The following is a 16,337-nucleotide window of genomic DNA, read 5'->3' as shown; positions in this document are numbered from 1 at the left end:
CGAAGCGGTTATTCGCTCACGAGCGGCGTGTCGCCCAGCGCCGGCCGTTCCGGCGCCAGCGCGTCGTCCGCGCGCGACATATGATTAAGCTTCGGCGCAAAAATCAGCATCAGGACGGCGATTACGGCGGTGACCATGCCGATTTGCATAAACACCTGGCCGTACACCGCCAGCGACAGATGGGCATCGTTGACATTGGCCGGCACGGCCATCAGATTGGCCACATAGCCGGCGATCAGCGCGGCGGCGGCAGTGGTCAGGAACCAGGCCCCCATGATAAAGCCCATTAAGCGCTGGGGCACCAGCTGCGCCACCATCGCCAGGCCCAAGCCGGAAATCATCAGCTCGCCGATACTTTGCAGGCCGTAGCTGAGGATCAGCCAGTTCATGGACACAATGCCTGCCTCATTGGCGAAACGGGCGCCGATGGGCAGGACAAAAAAGGCCAGGGAACACAGCACCATGCCGGCGGCGAATTTGAACGGCATCGGCAAGCGATCCCCCATGGCATTATACAGCGCGGCCAGCAGCGGACTGGCCAGCATGATCCAAAACGGATTCAACGCCTGGAACTGTTCCGGCTCGAATGACCAGCCGAACAGCGTATGGTCCACATTGTGGATGGCGAAAAAATTCAGCGACGTGGGCATTTGGCTGTACAACACGAAAAATACCACCGCTTCAAGCATCATCAAAAAGGCCACCAGCATCCTGCGGCGGGCGGCGCCTTGCAGCGCCAGGGTTTCTTTGGCGAAAATAATGATTATGCCCACCGAAATCGAAGCCAATACCCAGCGCGCCACGGTTTGGTGATGCAACAGCCAGCTTGAAAGGGTAATCAGCAGCACGATGCCTACGAGCACGGCCAGCAGACGCCCCCATTTCAGCGGCGCGAAATCGGGCTTGGAACCATATTCTCTTACCCAATTGCGGCACATGAAAAAATTCACCAGGGTGATCAGCATACCGATCACGCTCAGGGAAAACGCGACGCTCCAGCCGTAATGCGCCGCCAGCCAGGGCGTCGCCAGGGTGGAAATAAACGAACCGATATTCACCGCCATATAATACATGGTGAAGGCGCCGTCGAGACGGGGGTCATCTTTGCGATAGCAGGTGGACAACAATGACGACGGGTTGGCTTTAAATAAGCCGCTGCCCACCGCGATGGTCGCCATACCGATATACACCCAGGAGATGGCGTGGCTGGAATAGGCCACCATGGTGTATCCCACCGCCAGGACCAGCGCGCCGATGACGATGACGCGCTTGGTGCCCAGCACTTTATCGCCCAGCCAGCCGCCGATGGCGACAAAGCCGTAAACCAAGGCGCTAAATGAAGCGAACAGGGTGATGGATTGGGCTTCGGACATACCCAGCATTTTGACCAGATAAACCGCCAAAATGACCTGCAGTCCGTAATAACCAAACCGTTCCCAAAGTTCGATGGAAAAAATAAGATAGAAAGATTTTGGCTGTTTGAAGGCGTTAACGCTAACCTTAGCCGGTGGAGTATCATTCTTTGCCGTAGACACATGGACCTCTTAATCAAGGGTGATGCTGTTGCGTACATCCCGCTTGCATTGTTATAAGATTTTCTTATGGGGATCTTCCGGATCTAGGGGCAATAGGCAAGGGTATATAAATATCGTGTTACAATTAATCTTTACATTATCATGATACTGCACTTTTTGATAAAGTCTCCGTTTGGCGATTAAGCTGGTTTGGCGAATAAAGGCTTATTTTTCAGCAGGATGTTTACTTTTAAATCACATAACAAACGATAAATTTACAAGCAATTAACGTTATTGCATTTTCACCGCCGATAAAAACGGTATTAATGGCGGGATCGCCACGGTATACCGCCGCTGCGGAGAATAATATTCAGCACCCATATTCTCAGTGTTAATGGCCCGCCAAGCGGGATAATCGGGTTATTTCAATGGGGACTATTGATCAGGAAAACTTTATTTTATCTGGGAAACATTATTTTGGCGGGGCAAGCTTATTTGCCCGGAAAAAATATTTACGCGCAAACAAGCTTGTCATAATAGTAGCCTATTGCCGTTAGCTATAGACTTTTTCCTTGTATTCACAGAGATCTTCAATCAGGCAGGAGCCACAGCGGGGCTTGCGGGCGATGCAGGTATATCGGCCATGCAGAATCAGCCAGTGATGGCAATTAACGGTAAATTCCGGCGGCACCACCTGCAATAATTTTTGCTCCACCGCCTCGACGTTTTTGCCGGGAGCAAAGTTCGTCCGGTTGCAGACGCGGAAAATATGGGTGTCCACCGCAATCGTCGGCCAGCCAAACGCGGTATTGAGCACGACGTTGGCGGTCTTGCGGCCTACGCCGGGCAAGGCTTCCAGCGCGGCGCGGTCTTCCGGCACCTGCCCCTGATGCAAATCCAGCAGCATCCGGCAGGTTTTAACGATATTTTCCGCCTTGCTATTAAACAGGCCGATGGATTTTATATAGTCTTTAATGCCGTCCACTCCCAACGCCAGAAGGGCGGCCGGCGTATTGGCCACGGGAAACAGTTTGGCGGTGGCTTTGTTGACGCTGACATCGGTGGCCTGCGCCGACAGCAGCACCGCAATCAATAGTTCAAACGGCGTGTGGTAAACCAGTTCGGTGGTGGGATGAGGATCGTTGGCGCGCAGACGGCTCAAAATGGCCAGTCGGGTGGTTTTATTCATGGTGTCAGGTTCGCTCCTGCGTGGTCATCATCGGCGCTTCGGCCGCCTGGCGGCGCCTGGCCTTGAGCCGCTGGTCGATCAGATATTTACCCGCCAGCATAAATCCCAGCCCGATGAAGGCCCCGGGCGGCAGCATGGCCAGCAAAAACGGAGTATCGAGCTGGAAGACTTCGATCCGCAGCGCCTTGGCCCAATCCCCCAGCAGGCGATCCGCGCCGTCAAACAGCGTGCCGTTGCCCAGCAATTCGCGCATGGCGCCCAGGACCAGCAGGGCGCAGGTGGACCCCAGCCCCATGGCCAGGCCGTCCAGGGCCGACAGGCCGACCGGATTGGTCGACGCGTAGGCTTCCGCGCGGCCGATAACAATACAGTTGGTGACAATCAGGGGGATAAAGATGCCCAGCGATTGGTAAAGGCCAAACGCATAGGCGTTTATCAGCATTTGCACCGTCGAGACCACCGAGGCGATGATCATGACATAAATGGGAATGCGTATTTCCGCAGGCACCCAGCGCCGCAGGGCGGAAATCGCGCCGTTGGTGCAGGTCAGCACCAGCGTGGTCGCCAGCCCCAGGCCAAGGGCGTTGGTGACGGTATTGGACACCGCCAGCAGGGGGCATAAACCTAATAATTGTACCAGCGAGGAATTATTGCCCCACAGTCCCTGACGGATTAGTCGCCCGGCTTCACTCATGACCTTGCTCTCCGCATGTTGGCAGTTTCCCGAGATCGTCGGGAAGCTGCTTTAAATAACCGGCGGTGCGTTTGACTCCGTTCACCACGGCACGCGGGGTGATGGTCGCGCCGGTGAATTGATCGAACTGTCCGCCGTCTTTTTTTACCGCCCAGAGTTTATCATCCGCCGATTCGACTTTCCTGCCGGCGAAATGGGTAATCCAATCGGAAATACGCAGTTCGATTTTATCCCCGAGTCCCGGCGTCTCATGATGCTCGGTGACCCGGGTTCCTAAAACGTTGCCGGCGAAGTCCGCGCCGACCAACAGCTGAATCGATCCCGAATAGCCATCGGGAGCGGTGGACTCGATGGCCGCGGCGACCGGCTGGCCCTGTTTGCGCGCCAGATAGAGGCGGTGCGGGTCGGTATTGCCCAGCGCGGCATCCACGACCCAATAGCATTCGCCCAGCATATCATTATCATGCAGATCGGGCGGAATCACCTGATCGAGCAATTGCCGCTGCTCCGATGCCGCCTGGCGGATAATCGTCGGTTCGGTCAGCGCATGGACAATCGCGGTCAACCCGGTGGAGAGGGCGGCGAAAACCGCCAGGGTGACGCCGTGCTTACGCATGGTGGTTAACATAGGCTCTCCTTAGCCATGGCCATAGGCGCGGGGCTGGGTATAGTAATCTATCAGCGGTACGCAAATATTGGCCAGCAGCACCGCAAACGCCATCCCTTCGGGATACCCCCCGTAAGTGCGGATAAGCCAGGCCAGCAGGCCGGTCAGGGCGCCAAAAACCAGCCGGCCTTTCGGGGTAGTCGAAGCGGTAACCGGGTCGGTGGCGATAAAAAACGCCCCGAGCATGGTGGCGCCGGAAAACAGGTGCAGCAGGGGCGGGGCGCTGGTTTGCGGGTCACCTATCCAGCCCAGCGTCGCGCACAGGGCCAGCACGGCCAGAAAGCTGGCCGGGATATGCCAACTGATAATCTTTCGCGCTAGCAGGTACAGCCCGCCGGCGAGAAAACCCAGATTGACCCATTGCCAACCCTGGCCGCCCAGCAGGCCATTGTATAACGGCTGCCGCAGCAGCGACAGGGCGTCATGGCCGCTGCGCAGGCCGGTCTTGAAATTATCCAGCGGGGTGGCCTGGCTTATGCCGTCGATGCCCGCGCGCAGTTGCTGCAAATCCAGCCCCCCCGGCGTGTGGCCGGTAAAAATCACCGCCAGGGTGTCCAGCGGCGAGGCGGCATGCAGCCGCATAACCTCCTGCGGCAGCCAACTGGTCATTTGTACCGGAAACGAAATCAGCACCACGACATAGCCGACCATCGCCGGATTGAAGGGGTTTTGCCCCAGGCCGCCGTAAAGCTGCTTGGCGATAATAATGGCGAACAGCGTGGCCAGCACGATCATCCACCAGGGCCCCATGGGCGGCAGGCTGAGCCCCAGCAGCACGGCGGTCAGCAGCGCGGAATTATCCTTGAGTTTTTCCCCGACCGGCTGTTTGCGCAGCGACACCAGCACCGCTTCCGCCAGCAGCGCGGTCGCGCACGCCAGCACAATCTGCACCAGCGTGCCGTAACCAAAAAAATAGCTCAGGGCGATGAAACCCGGCAGACACGCCAGGATGACCTGCAGCATGATTTGCCCGGTATTCTGCCGGTTGTGCGTGAACGGGGAACTTGCGATTCTGAAAGCCATTTATTCCTCTTGCGGCGCCGTGGCCGCCGCCGCTTTACGGGCTTTCACCCGGGCGATCGCGGCGGCAACCGCGGCCTTGCGCGGATCTTCGGCCCCGGCGGCGGCTGCCGGCGGGGTAAGCAAATCGGCGGACGGGGATAGCGCCGGGTCATGCGAATTACCGGCCAGCGCCGGTTCCGCTACGTTGTCACTTTTAGCCGCGGCGGCGTTCGGCGGTTCTGGCCGCGCCTTGCGGGCTTTAACCCGGGCAATGGCCGCGTCGACGGCGGCTTTGCGCAGGTCGGTCCCGCCGGCGTGCGTTTCGGCCGCCGGCGCCTGGGCCAGGTCGTCAAGTTTTACCGCCGCCTGCTGGTGGCGCAGCTCCCTGGCCAGTTTATCCCGTTCGCGCCGCGCCAGTTTGGCCTCGAACCGCGCCTTGGCCTGCACGGCACGCTCCGCCTCCAGATCCAGCGCGCGGATTTCCGCTTTCTCCTGGCGATAATAATGCACCAGCGGAATATTGCTGGGACAAACATAGGCGCAGGCGCCGCATTCAATACAGTCCGCCAAATGATGCTGGCGCGCCTTATCGTGCTCCCGCCCCCGGCTGAACCAATATAATTGCTGGGGCAGCAGTCCGGCGGGACAGGCGTCGGCGCATAGGCTGCAACGGATGCAGGACTGCTCCGGCTCGGGCGCGGCCATCTCGGCGGCGGAGGGGGCCAGGAGGCAATTGCTGATTTTAACCACCGGCACGTCCAGTACCGGCAGGGTAAAGCCCATCAGCGGCCCGCCCATGATCACCAGTTGATCCGCCGCCGCGGTAAAGCCCGCATAATGCAGCAAATGGCTGACCGGCGTGCCCAGGCGCGCCCAAACATTGCCGGGATGCGCCAGCGCGTCGCCGGTCAGTGTCACCACCCGTTCGGTGAGGGCTTCACCGTCGATCACCGCGCGTTTGATGGCGAAAATGGTGCCGACGTTAAGCATCACGATGCCGATGGCGGCGGAGTGCTGGCCAAACGGCACTTCGCGTCCGGTAAGAATCCGGGTCAGCTGCTTGGCGCCCCCGGACGGATATTTGGTGGGAATGACCCGCAACTGATAACCGGCGCCGGGATCAAGCGCCTCGGACAGGGCGGCCGCGGCCGCGGGTTTATTGTCCTCGATGCCGATCATGACCCGCCGGGGCCGCAACAGATGCGCCAGGATATCGATACCCGCCACGATTTCCCGGGCATGTTCCTGCATCAGCCGGTCGTCGGCGGTGATATAAGGTTCGCATTCGGCGGCGTTAACGATCAGGGTATCGACCGCGCCCCATCCGCCCTGAAGCTTGGCGGCGGTGGGAAATCCCGCCCCGCCAAGTCCGGCGATGCCGCTTTGGTGAATCCGCTCCAGCAGGGTGGCGGCGTCATGCTGGCGATAGTCGGCCAGCGGCCGGCGCGGATACCAGCGATCTTCGCCGTCGGGTTGCAGGATAATGCTCAGCTCCGCCAGCGCGGAGGGATGGGCGGTGGTATGGGGCATAATGGCCGTGATGACGCCCGAGGTCGGCGCATGGACCGGCAGGGTCCGGCCCCGGCCCTCGGTCAGGGGCTGGCCGCGCAGCACCCGGTCGCCGACGGTGACGCACAGTTCGCCTTCCGGCCCCAGATGCTGTTTTAACGGAATGATATAGGTCGCAGCCAGCGGCGCCTGGCGCAGCGGCGCGGTGCTTGACCGGGTTTTCATCTCCGGCGGATAAATGCCGCCGTTAAAACCCCAGATGCGGTCTTTACGCAGGGCGGAGAATAAATTAAACATGCTGTTCCACCTGGATAACCCGTACCGGAATGGTGGCCAGGTCCCACTTCCAGCGGTCGGCGCGGGCCGCCACCGGCCTCATTTCGATGCAATTGGTCGGGCAGGGCGCGACGCACAAATCGCACCCGGTGCATAAATCGCTGACCACCGTATGCACCGCCCGGGTGGCGCCGATGATGGCGTCCACCGGACAGGCCTGGATGCATTTGGTGCAGCCGATACAGTTGCCTTCATCGATCCAGGCCACCGTGGCCACCGGATGGGCTACGGCGTCGTCGCCTTCCAGGGGCTGGGGATCGATATTCAACAACCCGGCGATTTTCAGCATCGTTTGCTCGCCCCCCGGCGCGCATTTATTGATTTTTTCACCGCCGGCCACCGCTTCGGCATAGGGACGGCAGCCCGGGTAGCCGCATTGCGCGCACTGGCTTTGCGGCAGCAGGCCGTCGATTTGCCCGGCCAGGGGGTCCCCTTCGACTTTGAACCGGCGGGAAGCGAAACCCAGCAGCGCCCCGCACAGCAACGCCAATACGCTAAGCGCTCCGATAGCTAACCATAACGACATCATTAGAATTTCACCAACCCGGTAAAGCCCATAAAGGCCAGCGACATCAGACCGGCGGTGACCAGCGCAATGGAGGACCCCTTGAAGGGCGCGGGGACGTCGGCCACCGCCAGACGCTCGCGGATGGCGGCGAACAGCACCATAACCAGCGAAAAACCCGCGGCGGCGCTGAAACCATAGACCGCGGATTGCAGGAAATTATGATTGAGATTAACGTTAAGCAGCGCCACGCCGAGCACCGCGCAATTGGTGGTGATCAGCGGCAAAAAAATGCCCAGCAGGCGATAAAGCGAAGGGCTGGTTTTACGCACCACCAGTTCGGTGAACTGCACCACCACCGCGATAATGAAAATAAACGACAGGGTGCGCAAATAGGTCAGATCCAACGGCAGCAAGATAAAATCATTGATCAGCCAGGCGCAAATGGAGGCCAGCGTCATCACAAACGTGGTGGCCATGCCCATACCCATTGCCGTTTCCAGTTTTTTGGACACGCCCATGAAGGGACAAAGTCCAAGGAATTTAACCAGAACGAAATTATTCACCAGCACCGTGCTGATAAACAGTAACAGGTAACCATTCATTGCCGTACCTAATTAAAAAGAAGCGGGCTATTATCCGGCATCGGGCCTGTTTCGACAACACAGTAACTGTAGGGTTATCGTCGACCGCGCCGTACCGGTAAGAATATCAGGGCAGGATAAACGTATTTTTAACCCGGCGCGAACGTTTAATGTACGGCACCATGGTAGCCGCGGACAGAAGGGACCAGAACAACATGCGCAGGGCCAGTTCGTCGGTGACGGGCGAAAACGCAAAGGTTTTGATGGCCAGCAGCACGCCCGCCAGCAGCCAGATGATGAAAACTTTGGGAAAACGGCGGGAGCGCCGCAGCAATAACCGCAGGGTCCAAAAGGTAAACGCCCACATCACCAGGACGGTGGCCATGGAGGCGGCCCAGTTGACGCCGGCGGCTGAGCCGTTGGCCAGGGCCAGCATAAACACCGCCCCCGTCAGGGTGGCGCCGATCAGCGCCAGAATCAAATAGCTGACGGGCAGCCAAAGCCAGCCGCCGATGCGCTGGGCGGCCTGGGGCGGCGTCAAGACAGGATGAGTCAAACCACGTACCGCCATACCGCTTTCGGCACTTGCCCCAGGTTGAATAAACGCCCGCCGGAAACCAGTTCCGCCCTGCGGTGATCCGCAGCCCGGTACATATTGATGATGTCGGCGCTGTCAGCCAGGGAATAATTCAAATGGTCAAAGAGTTTTTCCAGGCTTTCCGGGGTATTCACCCGGCGAAATTTTAATAAATAATCTTGCGCAGTCATGGTTAGGCATTCAGGGAAGAGGATATTTGCAAGGTAGTATATTCAGCGCCGCCGCGGTGTCTATAGATTCTTCCGCAGAAATAGCAAAAACGTCATGCCAAAAGGCCCGCTATGCTGCCATAGCGGGCGTCACCGAGTTACCTGACTTATTTAGCGCAAAGCTTGTAATACAGTTCGTTCCAGCGCAGCGCCTGTTTGAACTCGGGAATCCGCGTGTCGTTGTCGATGACCAGCAGCTCGATGTTATGCATTTCCGCATACAAACGTATGTCATCGAGAGCCAGGGCCTGGCTGAACACCGTATGATGCGCGCCGCCGGCCAGTATCCAGGCTTCAGCCGCCACTTCCAGCGAGGGCTGCGCTTTCCAGATGGCGCGGGCTACCGGCAGCTTGGGCAGCGGATGCGGCTGCTCGATGGTGTCCACCACGTTGACCAGCATGCGGAAACGATCGCCCATATCGATAACCGAAGCGTTGACCGCCGGGCCGGCCGGGGTGGAGAACAGCAGGCGCGCCGGATCGGCTTTGCCGCCGATGCCCAGGAACTGGACGTCCACCGTCGGTTTTTCTTCCTTGGCGATGCTCGGGCAGACCTCAAGCATATGCGAGCCCAGCGCCAGGTTATTATCCGGCTGGAAGTTATAGGTATAATCTTCCATAAACGAGGTACCGCCGCGCAACCCGCTGGCCTGGACCTTCAAGATGCGCAGCAGGGCGGCGGTCTTCCAGTCGCCTTCGCCGGCGAAGCCGTAGCCTTGCTGCATCAGGCGCTGTACCGCCAGTCCCGGCAATTGTTTTAAGCCATACAGGTTTTCGAAATTCGAGGTAAAGGCCTTGCAGCCCGCCTGCTCAAGAAAACGTTTCAGCCCCAGCTCAATGCGCGCGGCATCCAGCAGGTTTTCGCGTTTTTCACCGTTTTGTTTAATCTTGTCGGTAAGAATATAGGTTGCTTCGTACTCTTCAATCAGCGTATCGATATCCCCTTTAGAGACCTCGTCGACCACGCTGACCAGATCCCCCAGGCCGTAGGCGGTCACGGAATAGCCAAACTGGATCTGCGCCCCGACTTTATTACCTTCGGTTACGGCCACTTCACGCATATTGTCGCCGAAGCGGGCCACGATCAGCTGCTGGCTCTCCTGCTTGGCGGCGGCGGCGCGCATCCATTTGGCAATGGTCCGGTGCGCCTGCTTATCCTGCCAATGGCCGACCACCACCTGGTGGTTCAAATGCATGCGCGCGCCGATAAAGCCGAATTCGCGGCCGCCGTGCGCGGTTTGGTTCAGGTTCATAAAGTCCATGTCCATGGTTTCCCACGGAATTTGGGCATTGAACTGCGTATGGAATTGCAACAGCGGTTTATTAAGGATACTCAGGCCGCCGATCCACATCTTGGCCGGCGAAAACGTATGCAGCCAGGTCAGCAGGCCGATACAGTGAGTGTTGTAATTCGCTTCGCGGCACAGCGCGAGAATCTCATCGGGGGATTTTACCAGCGGTTTTAATACCAATTTAACCGGTAATCCGGCTTCATCATTCAGACCTTTGACCACGGTCTGGGCGTGTTCGGTGACCTGGCGCAGGGTTTCCGGACCGTATAAATGTTGGCTACCGATAACAAACCAGACTTCGTGTTGCTGAAAATTTTCCATCATGACTCCTAGACATCTCCGGCAAAGGGAGGTTGCGGACCGCGTAAGCTATGCGGCCCGGTTGGTTATGGATGAATGAGTGCTGCTAGCGAGTTGCGCGCCCGTTTATTGCGCGCCCGTTTTTTGCGTATAGGCAAGCTCAGCCACGCCGCACCATTTCTGATAGCGCTCATATAGCCGCTGGAATTGTTCCACCCGCGCAGGGTCCGGTTGCAGCGTGCGTTCGATCGGACTGGCCATTGACCGCTGCGCCTGCGCGATATCCGCATGTACGCCGGCGGCCACCGCGCCAAAAATGGCTGCGCCCAGGGCGCAGCATTGATCGGAGGCCACTAATTGCAACGGGCGATTCATCACGTCGGCCAGCACCTGCATGATCGCCGGCGATTTGCGGGCGATCCCCCCCATCACCAGCACATTTTCCACCGGAATGCCCTGGGTTTCGAAACACTCCATGATGGCGCGCGCGCCAAAGGCGGTGGCGGCGATCAGCCCGCCGAACAGCGCCGGGGCATCGGTACCCAGATTAAGTCCGGTGATCATCCCTTGCAGCCGCTGATTGGCATAAGGCGTCCGGCGGCCGTTAAACCAATCCAGCACCACCGGCAGATGATCCAGGGACGGTTCCTGCGCCCAGGCTTCGGTAAGGGTGGACAGCATTTGGTCCTGGATCGCGTCCAACGCGGGTTTGAGCGCCGGATTTTGTTCCACGGCCTGGCGCAGCGGCCAGCCGAGCAAACGGCCGAACCAGGCGTAAATATCGCCGAAAGCGGATTGTCCCGCTTCCAGGCCGATAAAGCCCGGCACCACGCTGCCGTCGACCTGGCCGCAGATACCGGCGATGGAGCGATCGCCGACGGTCTGTTCGTCCGCAATCAAAATATCGCAGGTGGACGTGCCGATGACTTTAACCAGCGTATAAGGCTGGGCTCCGGCGCCGACGGTGCCCACATGGCAGTCAAAGGCACCGCCGGCGACGGTTACGGTGGTCGGCAAACCCAATTTTTGCGCCCATTCGGCGCAGATGAGGCCGACCGGCGCTTCCGCGGTATAGGTCGCGGTAAACAGGGGATATTGCAGCCGTTCGGTGAGCACCGGATCGAGCGCTTCCAGGAAGGCTTTCGGCGGTACGCCGTGCCAGTCGGGGTGCCACAGGGATTTATGCCCCGCGGCGCAGCGTCCGCGTTTAATCTCCTGCGGGCGGCTGGCGCCGGACAGGATTGCCGGCACCCAGTCGCACAATTCTATCCAGGATACCGCCTCTTGCCGCACCAGGGCATCCTGGCGGGTGATATGTAAAATTTTGGCCCAGAACCATTCGGACGAGTACACGCCGCCGATATAGCGGGTGTAATCAGGGAAATCGCCGTTATGGCACAGTTGATTAATCGCCTCGGCTTCGTCTATAGCGGTGTGATCCTTCCATAAAATAAACATGGCGTTCGGGTTATCCGCGAATTCCGGGCGCAATGCCAGCACGCGGCCTTCGGCATCGATGGGCGCCGGCGTCGAACCGGTAGTATCCACGCCGATGCCGACGATCTTCAGACGCTGGGCCGGTGATAAATCGTCAACCACGGCGCGGATCGCCTGTTCCATTGATTCCAGATAGTCGGCCGGATGATGGCGAAATTGATTATGCGCGGGTTTGCAATACTGGCCCTCGCGCCATCGCGGGTACCAGACCACTTCGGTCGCCAGCTCTTTGCCGCTTTGGCAATCCACTGCCAGGGCGCGTACCGAGTCGCTGCCGAAATCAAGCCCGAGGCTGATGGCCTCTTCACTCATGCTGTTCTCTCCTGTTGACCCGAAAACGGATGATGTGAACAACCATAAGGATGTTTTGACGGCGCAGTGAGGAAAGGTTAGCTGGAAGTATGCACATTTCTGTCACCCATGGCTGAAATGTGATGGTCATCAAAAAGTTACAGGGAGGTGAAATTTGCTGTATCTATGCACAAAACGGCTGTAATTGAGAACTGTGATAACGCTCTACATTTTGGCAACACTTTAACGCTAAAACTACTCCCGTCTAAAGGGCCGGGTGGGGTGAACGGTGATATTTCCGCCGCTTAGCTGTACCGCGTGGCCACAACTTCCCTACTGATAACGCTTACACGCTTCAGCATTTCGAAGCACGGCGATAAAAAATACCGGAGAGTTACATGCATAAATTCACTAAGGCACTGGCGGCGATTGGATTGGCCGCCGTTATGTCTCAATCGGCTATGGCGGAAAATTTGAAATTAGGTTTCCTGGTTAAACAGCCGGAAGAACCCTGGTTTCAGACAGAATGGCGTTTTGCGGACAAAGCCGGTAAAGATCTGGGTTTTGACGTTATCAAGATCGCCGCGCCCGATGGCGAAAAAACCCTCAACGCCATCGACAGCCTGGCCGCCAGCGGCGCCAAAGGCTTTGTCATTTGTACCCCTGATCCTAAATTGGGGTCGGCCATTATTGCCAAGGCCCGCAGCTATGATATGAAAGTCATCGCGGTGGATGACCAATTTGTCACCGCCAAAGGCAAACCGATGGACAGCGTGCCCCTGGTTATGATGGCCGCCACCAAGATTGGCGAGCGCCAGGGCCAGGAATTATGGAAAGAAATGAATAAACGCGGCTGGAATGTCGCCGATACCGGCGTCATGGCCATCACCGCCGACGAACTCGATACCGCGCGTCGCCGCACCACCGGGTCGATGGATGCCCTGAAAGCCGCCGGCTTCCCGGAAAAACAAATTTATAAAGTGCCGACCAAATCCAACGATATCCCCGGGGCGTTCGATGCCGCCAACTCGTTGCTGGTGCAGCACTCCGGCGTTAAAAACTGGCTGATTATCGGTATGAACGACAACACCGTGCTCGGCGGCGTACGCGCCACCGAGGGCCAGGGCTTCAAGGCGCCCAACGTCATCGGCATCGGTATCAACGGCGTGGACGCGGTAAGCGAGTTGTCCAAAGCCAACGCGACCGGTTTCTACGGTTCATTGCTGCCAAGCCCGGACGTGCACGGCTACAAGAGCATCCAGATGCTTAATGACTGGGTGACCAAAGGTGTCGAACCACCGAAATTCACCGAAGTCACCGACGTCGTGGTCATTACCCGCGATAACTTCAAAGAAGAATTGGCGAAAAAAGGCCTGGGCGGTAAGTAATTGCCTTTACCCGCTTGTTTCCCGGGACGGCCTTGCGCCGTCCCTGTCCATGACGAAGTCATTCATCAAGAGGATATGCACGTGTCAGCCAAAACCCCTGATGATTACCGTAGCGGGAATGCCGGCGTACCGTTCGTATCGGTTAACGCGAGGATGTGTTCATGACAACTCAGACACCTTATCTGTCGTTCCGCGGCATCGGTAAAATCTTCCCCGGCGTCAAAGCGCTGGATGATATCAGTTTCGATTGCCGCCAGGGGCAGATCCACGCCCTGATGGGCGAGAACGGCGCCGGAAAGTCAACGCTGCTGAAAATCCTCAGCGGCAGCTATACGCCGAGCCAGGGCGAAATTTTTATTAAAGGGCAGCCGGTTCATTTCGCCTCCACCGCCGACGCGCTCAATGCCGGGGTGGCGATTATTTACCAGGAACTGCATCTGGTGCCGGAAATGACCGTGGCGGAAAATATCTACCTCGGCCAGTTGCCGAATAAATACGGCATGGTTAACCGCGCCATATTGAATTATGAAACCAAACTCCAGCTTGAGCATCTGGGATTGGATATTTCGCCGGATACCCCGCTGAAATACCTGTCCATCGCCCAATGGCAGATGGTGGAAATTGCCAAGGCGCTAACCCGCAACGCCAAAATTATTGCATTCGACGAGCCGACCAGTTCGCTGTCGGCCCGTGAAATCGAACAACTCTTCAGGGTGATCCGCGAATTGCGCGCCGAAGGCCGGGTGATTTTATACGTTTCCCACCGCATGGAAGAAATCTTCATGCTGGGCGACGCCATCACGGTGTTTAAAGACGGTAAATATGTACGCACCTTTGATGATATGACCGCCGTTGATCACACCAGCCTGGTGCAGGCGATGGTGGGGCGCAATCTCGGCGATATTTACGGTTACCAGCCGCGTGAACATGGCGCGGTCCGGCTGCAACTGGATAATATCAAAGCCGTCGGCGTCAAGACGCCCATCACGCTGTCGGTGCACGCCGGTGAAATTGTCGGATTGTTCGGCCTGGTGGGCGCCGGACGCAGCGAACTGATGAAAGGCCTGTTCGGCGGCACCCTGATTACCGGCGGACAACTGCTGCTCGACGGCCAGCCGCTTAATATCCGCTCGCCCATCGACGCCATTCGCGCCGGTTTGCTGCTGTGCCCGGAGGATCGCAAGGCCGACGGCCTGATTCCGGTGCATTCGGTGCGTGAAAATATCAATATCAGCGCCCGGCGCAAGACCATCAAGGCCGGATTTCTGATTAACGACCGGTGGGAAAAAGAGAATGCGCAGGAACATATCCGATCGCTGAATATTAAAACCCCTTCCGCCGAACAATTAATCATGAACCTCTCCGGCGGCAATCAGCAAAAAGCCATTCTGGGCCGCTGGCTGTCGGAAGATATGAAAGTGATTATGCTCGACGAACCGACGCGCGGTATCGATGTGGGCGCCAAGCACGAGATTTATCACGTTATTTATGAATTGGCCAAACGCGGTATCGCCGTCCTGTTCGCCTCAAGCGATTTACCCGAAGTGCTGGGGCTGGCGGACAGGATTGTGGTGATGCGGGAAGGGACGATTTCCGGCGAACTGACCCATGCGGATGCCACTGAACAAAAAGCGTTAAGCCTGGCTATGTTACATACAACCGAAACCAGCCCCGCTGACGCGGTTGCCTGAGAGTGAAGGAGTTTATTATGTCGACGGTTACCACCCCCTCTCCAAAAGAGAAAAAAAACCTAAGTCTGGCCCGCGTATGGGATAATTTCGGCATGCTGGTGGTGTTTGTCGTGCTGTTTATCGCCTGCTCGGTTTTCGTGCCCAATTTCGCCAGCTTTATTAATATGAAAGGCCTGGGCCTGGCCATTTCCATGTCCGGCATCGTTGCCTGCGGCATGTTGTTTTGCCTGGCGTCGGGCGATTTCGATTTGTCGGTCGCATCGGTTATCGCCTGCGCAGGCGTAACCACCGCCGTGGTGATTAACATGACCGAAAGCCTGTGGCTCGGCGTGGCGGCCGGATTGCTGCTCGGCGCGCTGTGCGGGCTGGTCAACGGTTTTGTTATCGCCAAGCTCAAGATTAACGCCTTGATCACCACCCTGGCCACCATGCAGATCGTGCGCGGGCTGGCCTATATTATCTCCGACGGCAAAGCGGTGGGGATCGAAGATGAGCGGTTTTTCGTGCTGGGATACGCCAACTGGCTCGGCCTGCCGGCACCCATCTGGATTATGGCGATCTGCATGTTGATCTTTGGTTTTTTGCTTAACAGAACCACCTTCGGCCGCAACACCCTGGCCATCGGGGGCAATGAAGAAGCCGCCCGCCTGGCGGGGGTGCCGGTGGTGCGTACCAAAATCATCATTTTTATCCTGACCGGCCTGGTCTCGGCGGTGGCGGGGATTATCCTGGCTTCGCGCATGACCAGCGGACAGCCGATGACCTCGCTGGGTTATGAACTGATCGTGATCTCGGCCTGCGTGCTCGGCGGTGTCTCGATGAAGGGCGGCGTGGGCAAAATTTCCTACGTGGTGGCCGGGGTGCTGATTCTGGGGACCGTTGAAAATGCGATGAATTTGCTGAATATTTCCCCATTCTCGCAGTATGTTGTACGCGGGGTTATTTTGCTGGCGGCGGTGATTTTCGACCGCTACAAACAAAAGGCCAAACGGACGGTGTAAAGGCGCGCGGGCCGGCCGATACCAGGTCGGCCCGCTCACAATTTCTCAACCGCAGCACGCTCTTGTCCGC

At 57.9% G+C, this 16,337-nt stretch carries 15 protein-coding genes; 3 read left to right on the top strand and 12 right to left on the bottom strand.

The features are described 5' to 3' along the window. Positions 1-8: 8 nt before the first annotated feature. From dtpA to ACL2XP_RS13115, 12 genes are all read right to left on the bottom strand, one after another. Positions 9-1,535, bottom strand: a complete 1,527-nt coding sequence (gene dtpA / locus ACL2XP_RS13170; protein ID WP_413738941.1) for a dipeptide/tripeptide permease DtpA — start codon at positions 1,533-1,535, stop codon at positions 9-11. Between the two features lie 532 nt (positions 1,536-2,067). Further along, on the bottom strand, positions 2,068-2,703 hold the full coding sequence (nth, locus tag ACL2XP_RS13165) for an endonuclease III (RefSeq protein ID WP_413738940.1): 636 nt from the start codon (positions 2,701-2,703) through the stop codon (positions 2,068-2,070). Between the two features lie 4 nt (positions 2,704-2,707). Then, on the bottom strand, positions 2,708-3,397 hold the full coding sequence (locus tag ACL2XP_RS13160; RefSeq protein WP_413738939.1) for an electron transport complex subunit E: 690 nt from the start codon (positions 3,395-3,397) through the stop codon (positions 2,708-2,710). After that, entirely contained in the window at positions 3,390-4,025 is a 636-nt protein-coding gene (gene rsxG, locus ACL2XP_RS13155) for an electron transport complex subunit RsxG (RefSeq protein ID WP_413738938.1), read from the bottom strand. The genes ACL2XP_RS13160 and rsxG overlap by 8 nt, the downstream gene beginning before the upstream one ends. Positions 4,026-4,034: 9 nt before the next feature. Next, a complete protein-coding gene (gene rsxD, locus ACL2XP_RS13150) occupies positions 4,035-5,087 on the bottom strand; it encodes an electron transport complex subunit RsxD (protein WP_413738937.1) in 1,053 nt (350 codons plus the stop codon). Beyond that, positions 5,088-6,872 carry an electron transport complex subunit RsxC gene (gene rsxC / locus ACL2XP_RS13145; protein ID WP_413738936.1) on the bottom strand — a complete coding sequence of 595 codons (1,785 nt, stop codon included), beginning with the start codon at positions 6,870-6,872 and terminating at the stop codon, positions 5,088-5,090. Then, entirely contained in the window at positions 6,865-7,440 is a 576-nt protein-coding gene (rsxB, locus tag ACL2XP_RS13140; RefSeq protein ID WP_413738935.1) for an electron transport complex subunit RsxB, read from the bottom strand. Before rsxB ends, rsxC begins: the two co-directional genes overlap by 8 nt. Continuing rightward, the gene (gene rsxA / locus ACL2XP_RS13135) at positions 7,440-8,021 is read right to left on the bottom strand and encodes an electron transport complex subunit RsxA (RefSeq protein WP_413738934.1); all 582 of its coding nucleotides are present in this window, start codon (positions 8,019-8,021) and stop codon (positions 7,440-7,442) included. Before rsxA ends, rsxB begins: the two co-directional genes overlap by 1 nt. Before the next feature lie 106 nt (positions 8,022-8,127). Further along, a complete protein-coding gene (locus ACL2XP_RS13130; RefSeq protein ID WP_413739151.1) occupies positions 8,128-8,541 on the bottom strand; it encodes a DUF2569 domain-containing protein in 414 nt (137 codons plus the stop codon). Positions 8,542-8,552: 11 nt separating this feature from the next. After that, entirely contained in the window at positions 8,553-8,768 is a 216-nt protein-coding gene (gene ydgT, locus ACL2XP_RS13125; protein WP_413738933.1) for a transcription modulator YdgT, read from the bottom strand. 146 nt (positions 8,769-8,914) lie between these two features. Next, positions 8,915-10,420 (bottom strand): L-arabinose isomerase, encoded by a 1,506-nt coding sequence (gene araA, locus ACL2XP_RS13120; RefSeq protein WP_413739150.1) that lies wholly within the window; start codon positions 10,418-10,420, stop codon positions 8,915-8,917. 105 nt (positions 10,421-10,525) lie between these two features. Continuing rightward, the gene (locus ACL2XP_RS13115) at positions 10,526-12,208 is read right to left on the bottom strand and encodes a ribulokinase (RefSeq protein WP_413738932.1); all 1,683 of its coding nucleotides are present in this window, start codon (positions 12,206-12,208) and stop codon (positions 10,526-10,528) included. A 377-nt stretch (positions 12,209-12,585) separates the two neighbouring features. Between ACL2XP_RS13115 and ACL2XP_RS13110 the strand changes: the two genes are divergently transcribed. From ACL2XP_RS13110 to araH, 3 genes are all read left to right on the top strand, one after another. Further along, positions 12,586-13,575 carry an arabinose ABC transporter substrate-binding protein gene (locus ACL2XP_RS13110; RefSeq protein ID WP_413738931.1) on the top strand — a complete coding sequence of 330 codons (990 nt, stop codon included), beginning with the start codon at positions 12,586-12,588 and terminating at the stop codon, positions 13,573-13,575. Between the two features lie 161 nt (positions 13,576-13,736). Further along, a complete protein-coding gene (araG, locus tag ACL2XP_RS13105; RefSeq protein WP_413738930.1) occupies positions 13,737-15,266 on the top strand; it encodes an L-arabinose ABC transporter ATP-binding protein AraG in 1,530 nt (509 codons plus the stop codon). A 17-nt stretch (positions 15,267-15,283) separates the two neighbouring features. After that, a complete protein-coding gene (araH, locus tag ACL2XP_RS13100) occupies positions 15,284-16,267 on the top strand; it encodes an L-arabinose ABC transporter permease AraH (protein WP_413738929.1) in 984 nt (327 codons plus the stop codon). Positions 16,268-16,337: the final 70 nt, after the last annotated feature.

It is taken from the genome of Sodalis sp. RH21 (genome assembly GCF_047324175.1).
Classification (GTDB): domain Bacteria; phylum Pseudomonadota; class Gammaproteobacteria; order Enterobacterales; family Enterobacteriaceae; genus Acerihabitans.
Note: the sequence above shows the minus strand (reverse complement) of the source record. Positions and strands in the feature narration are given on the sequence as shown.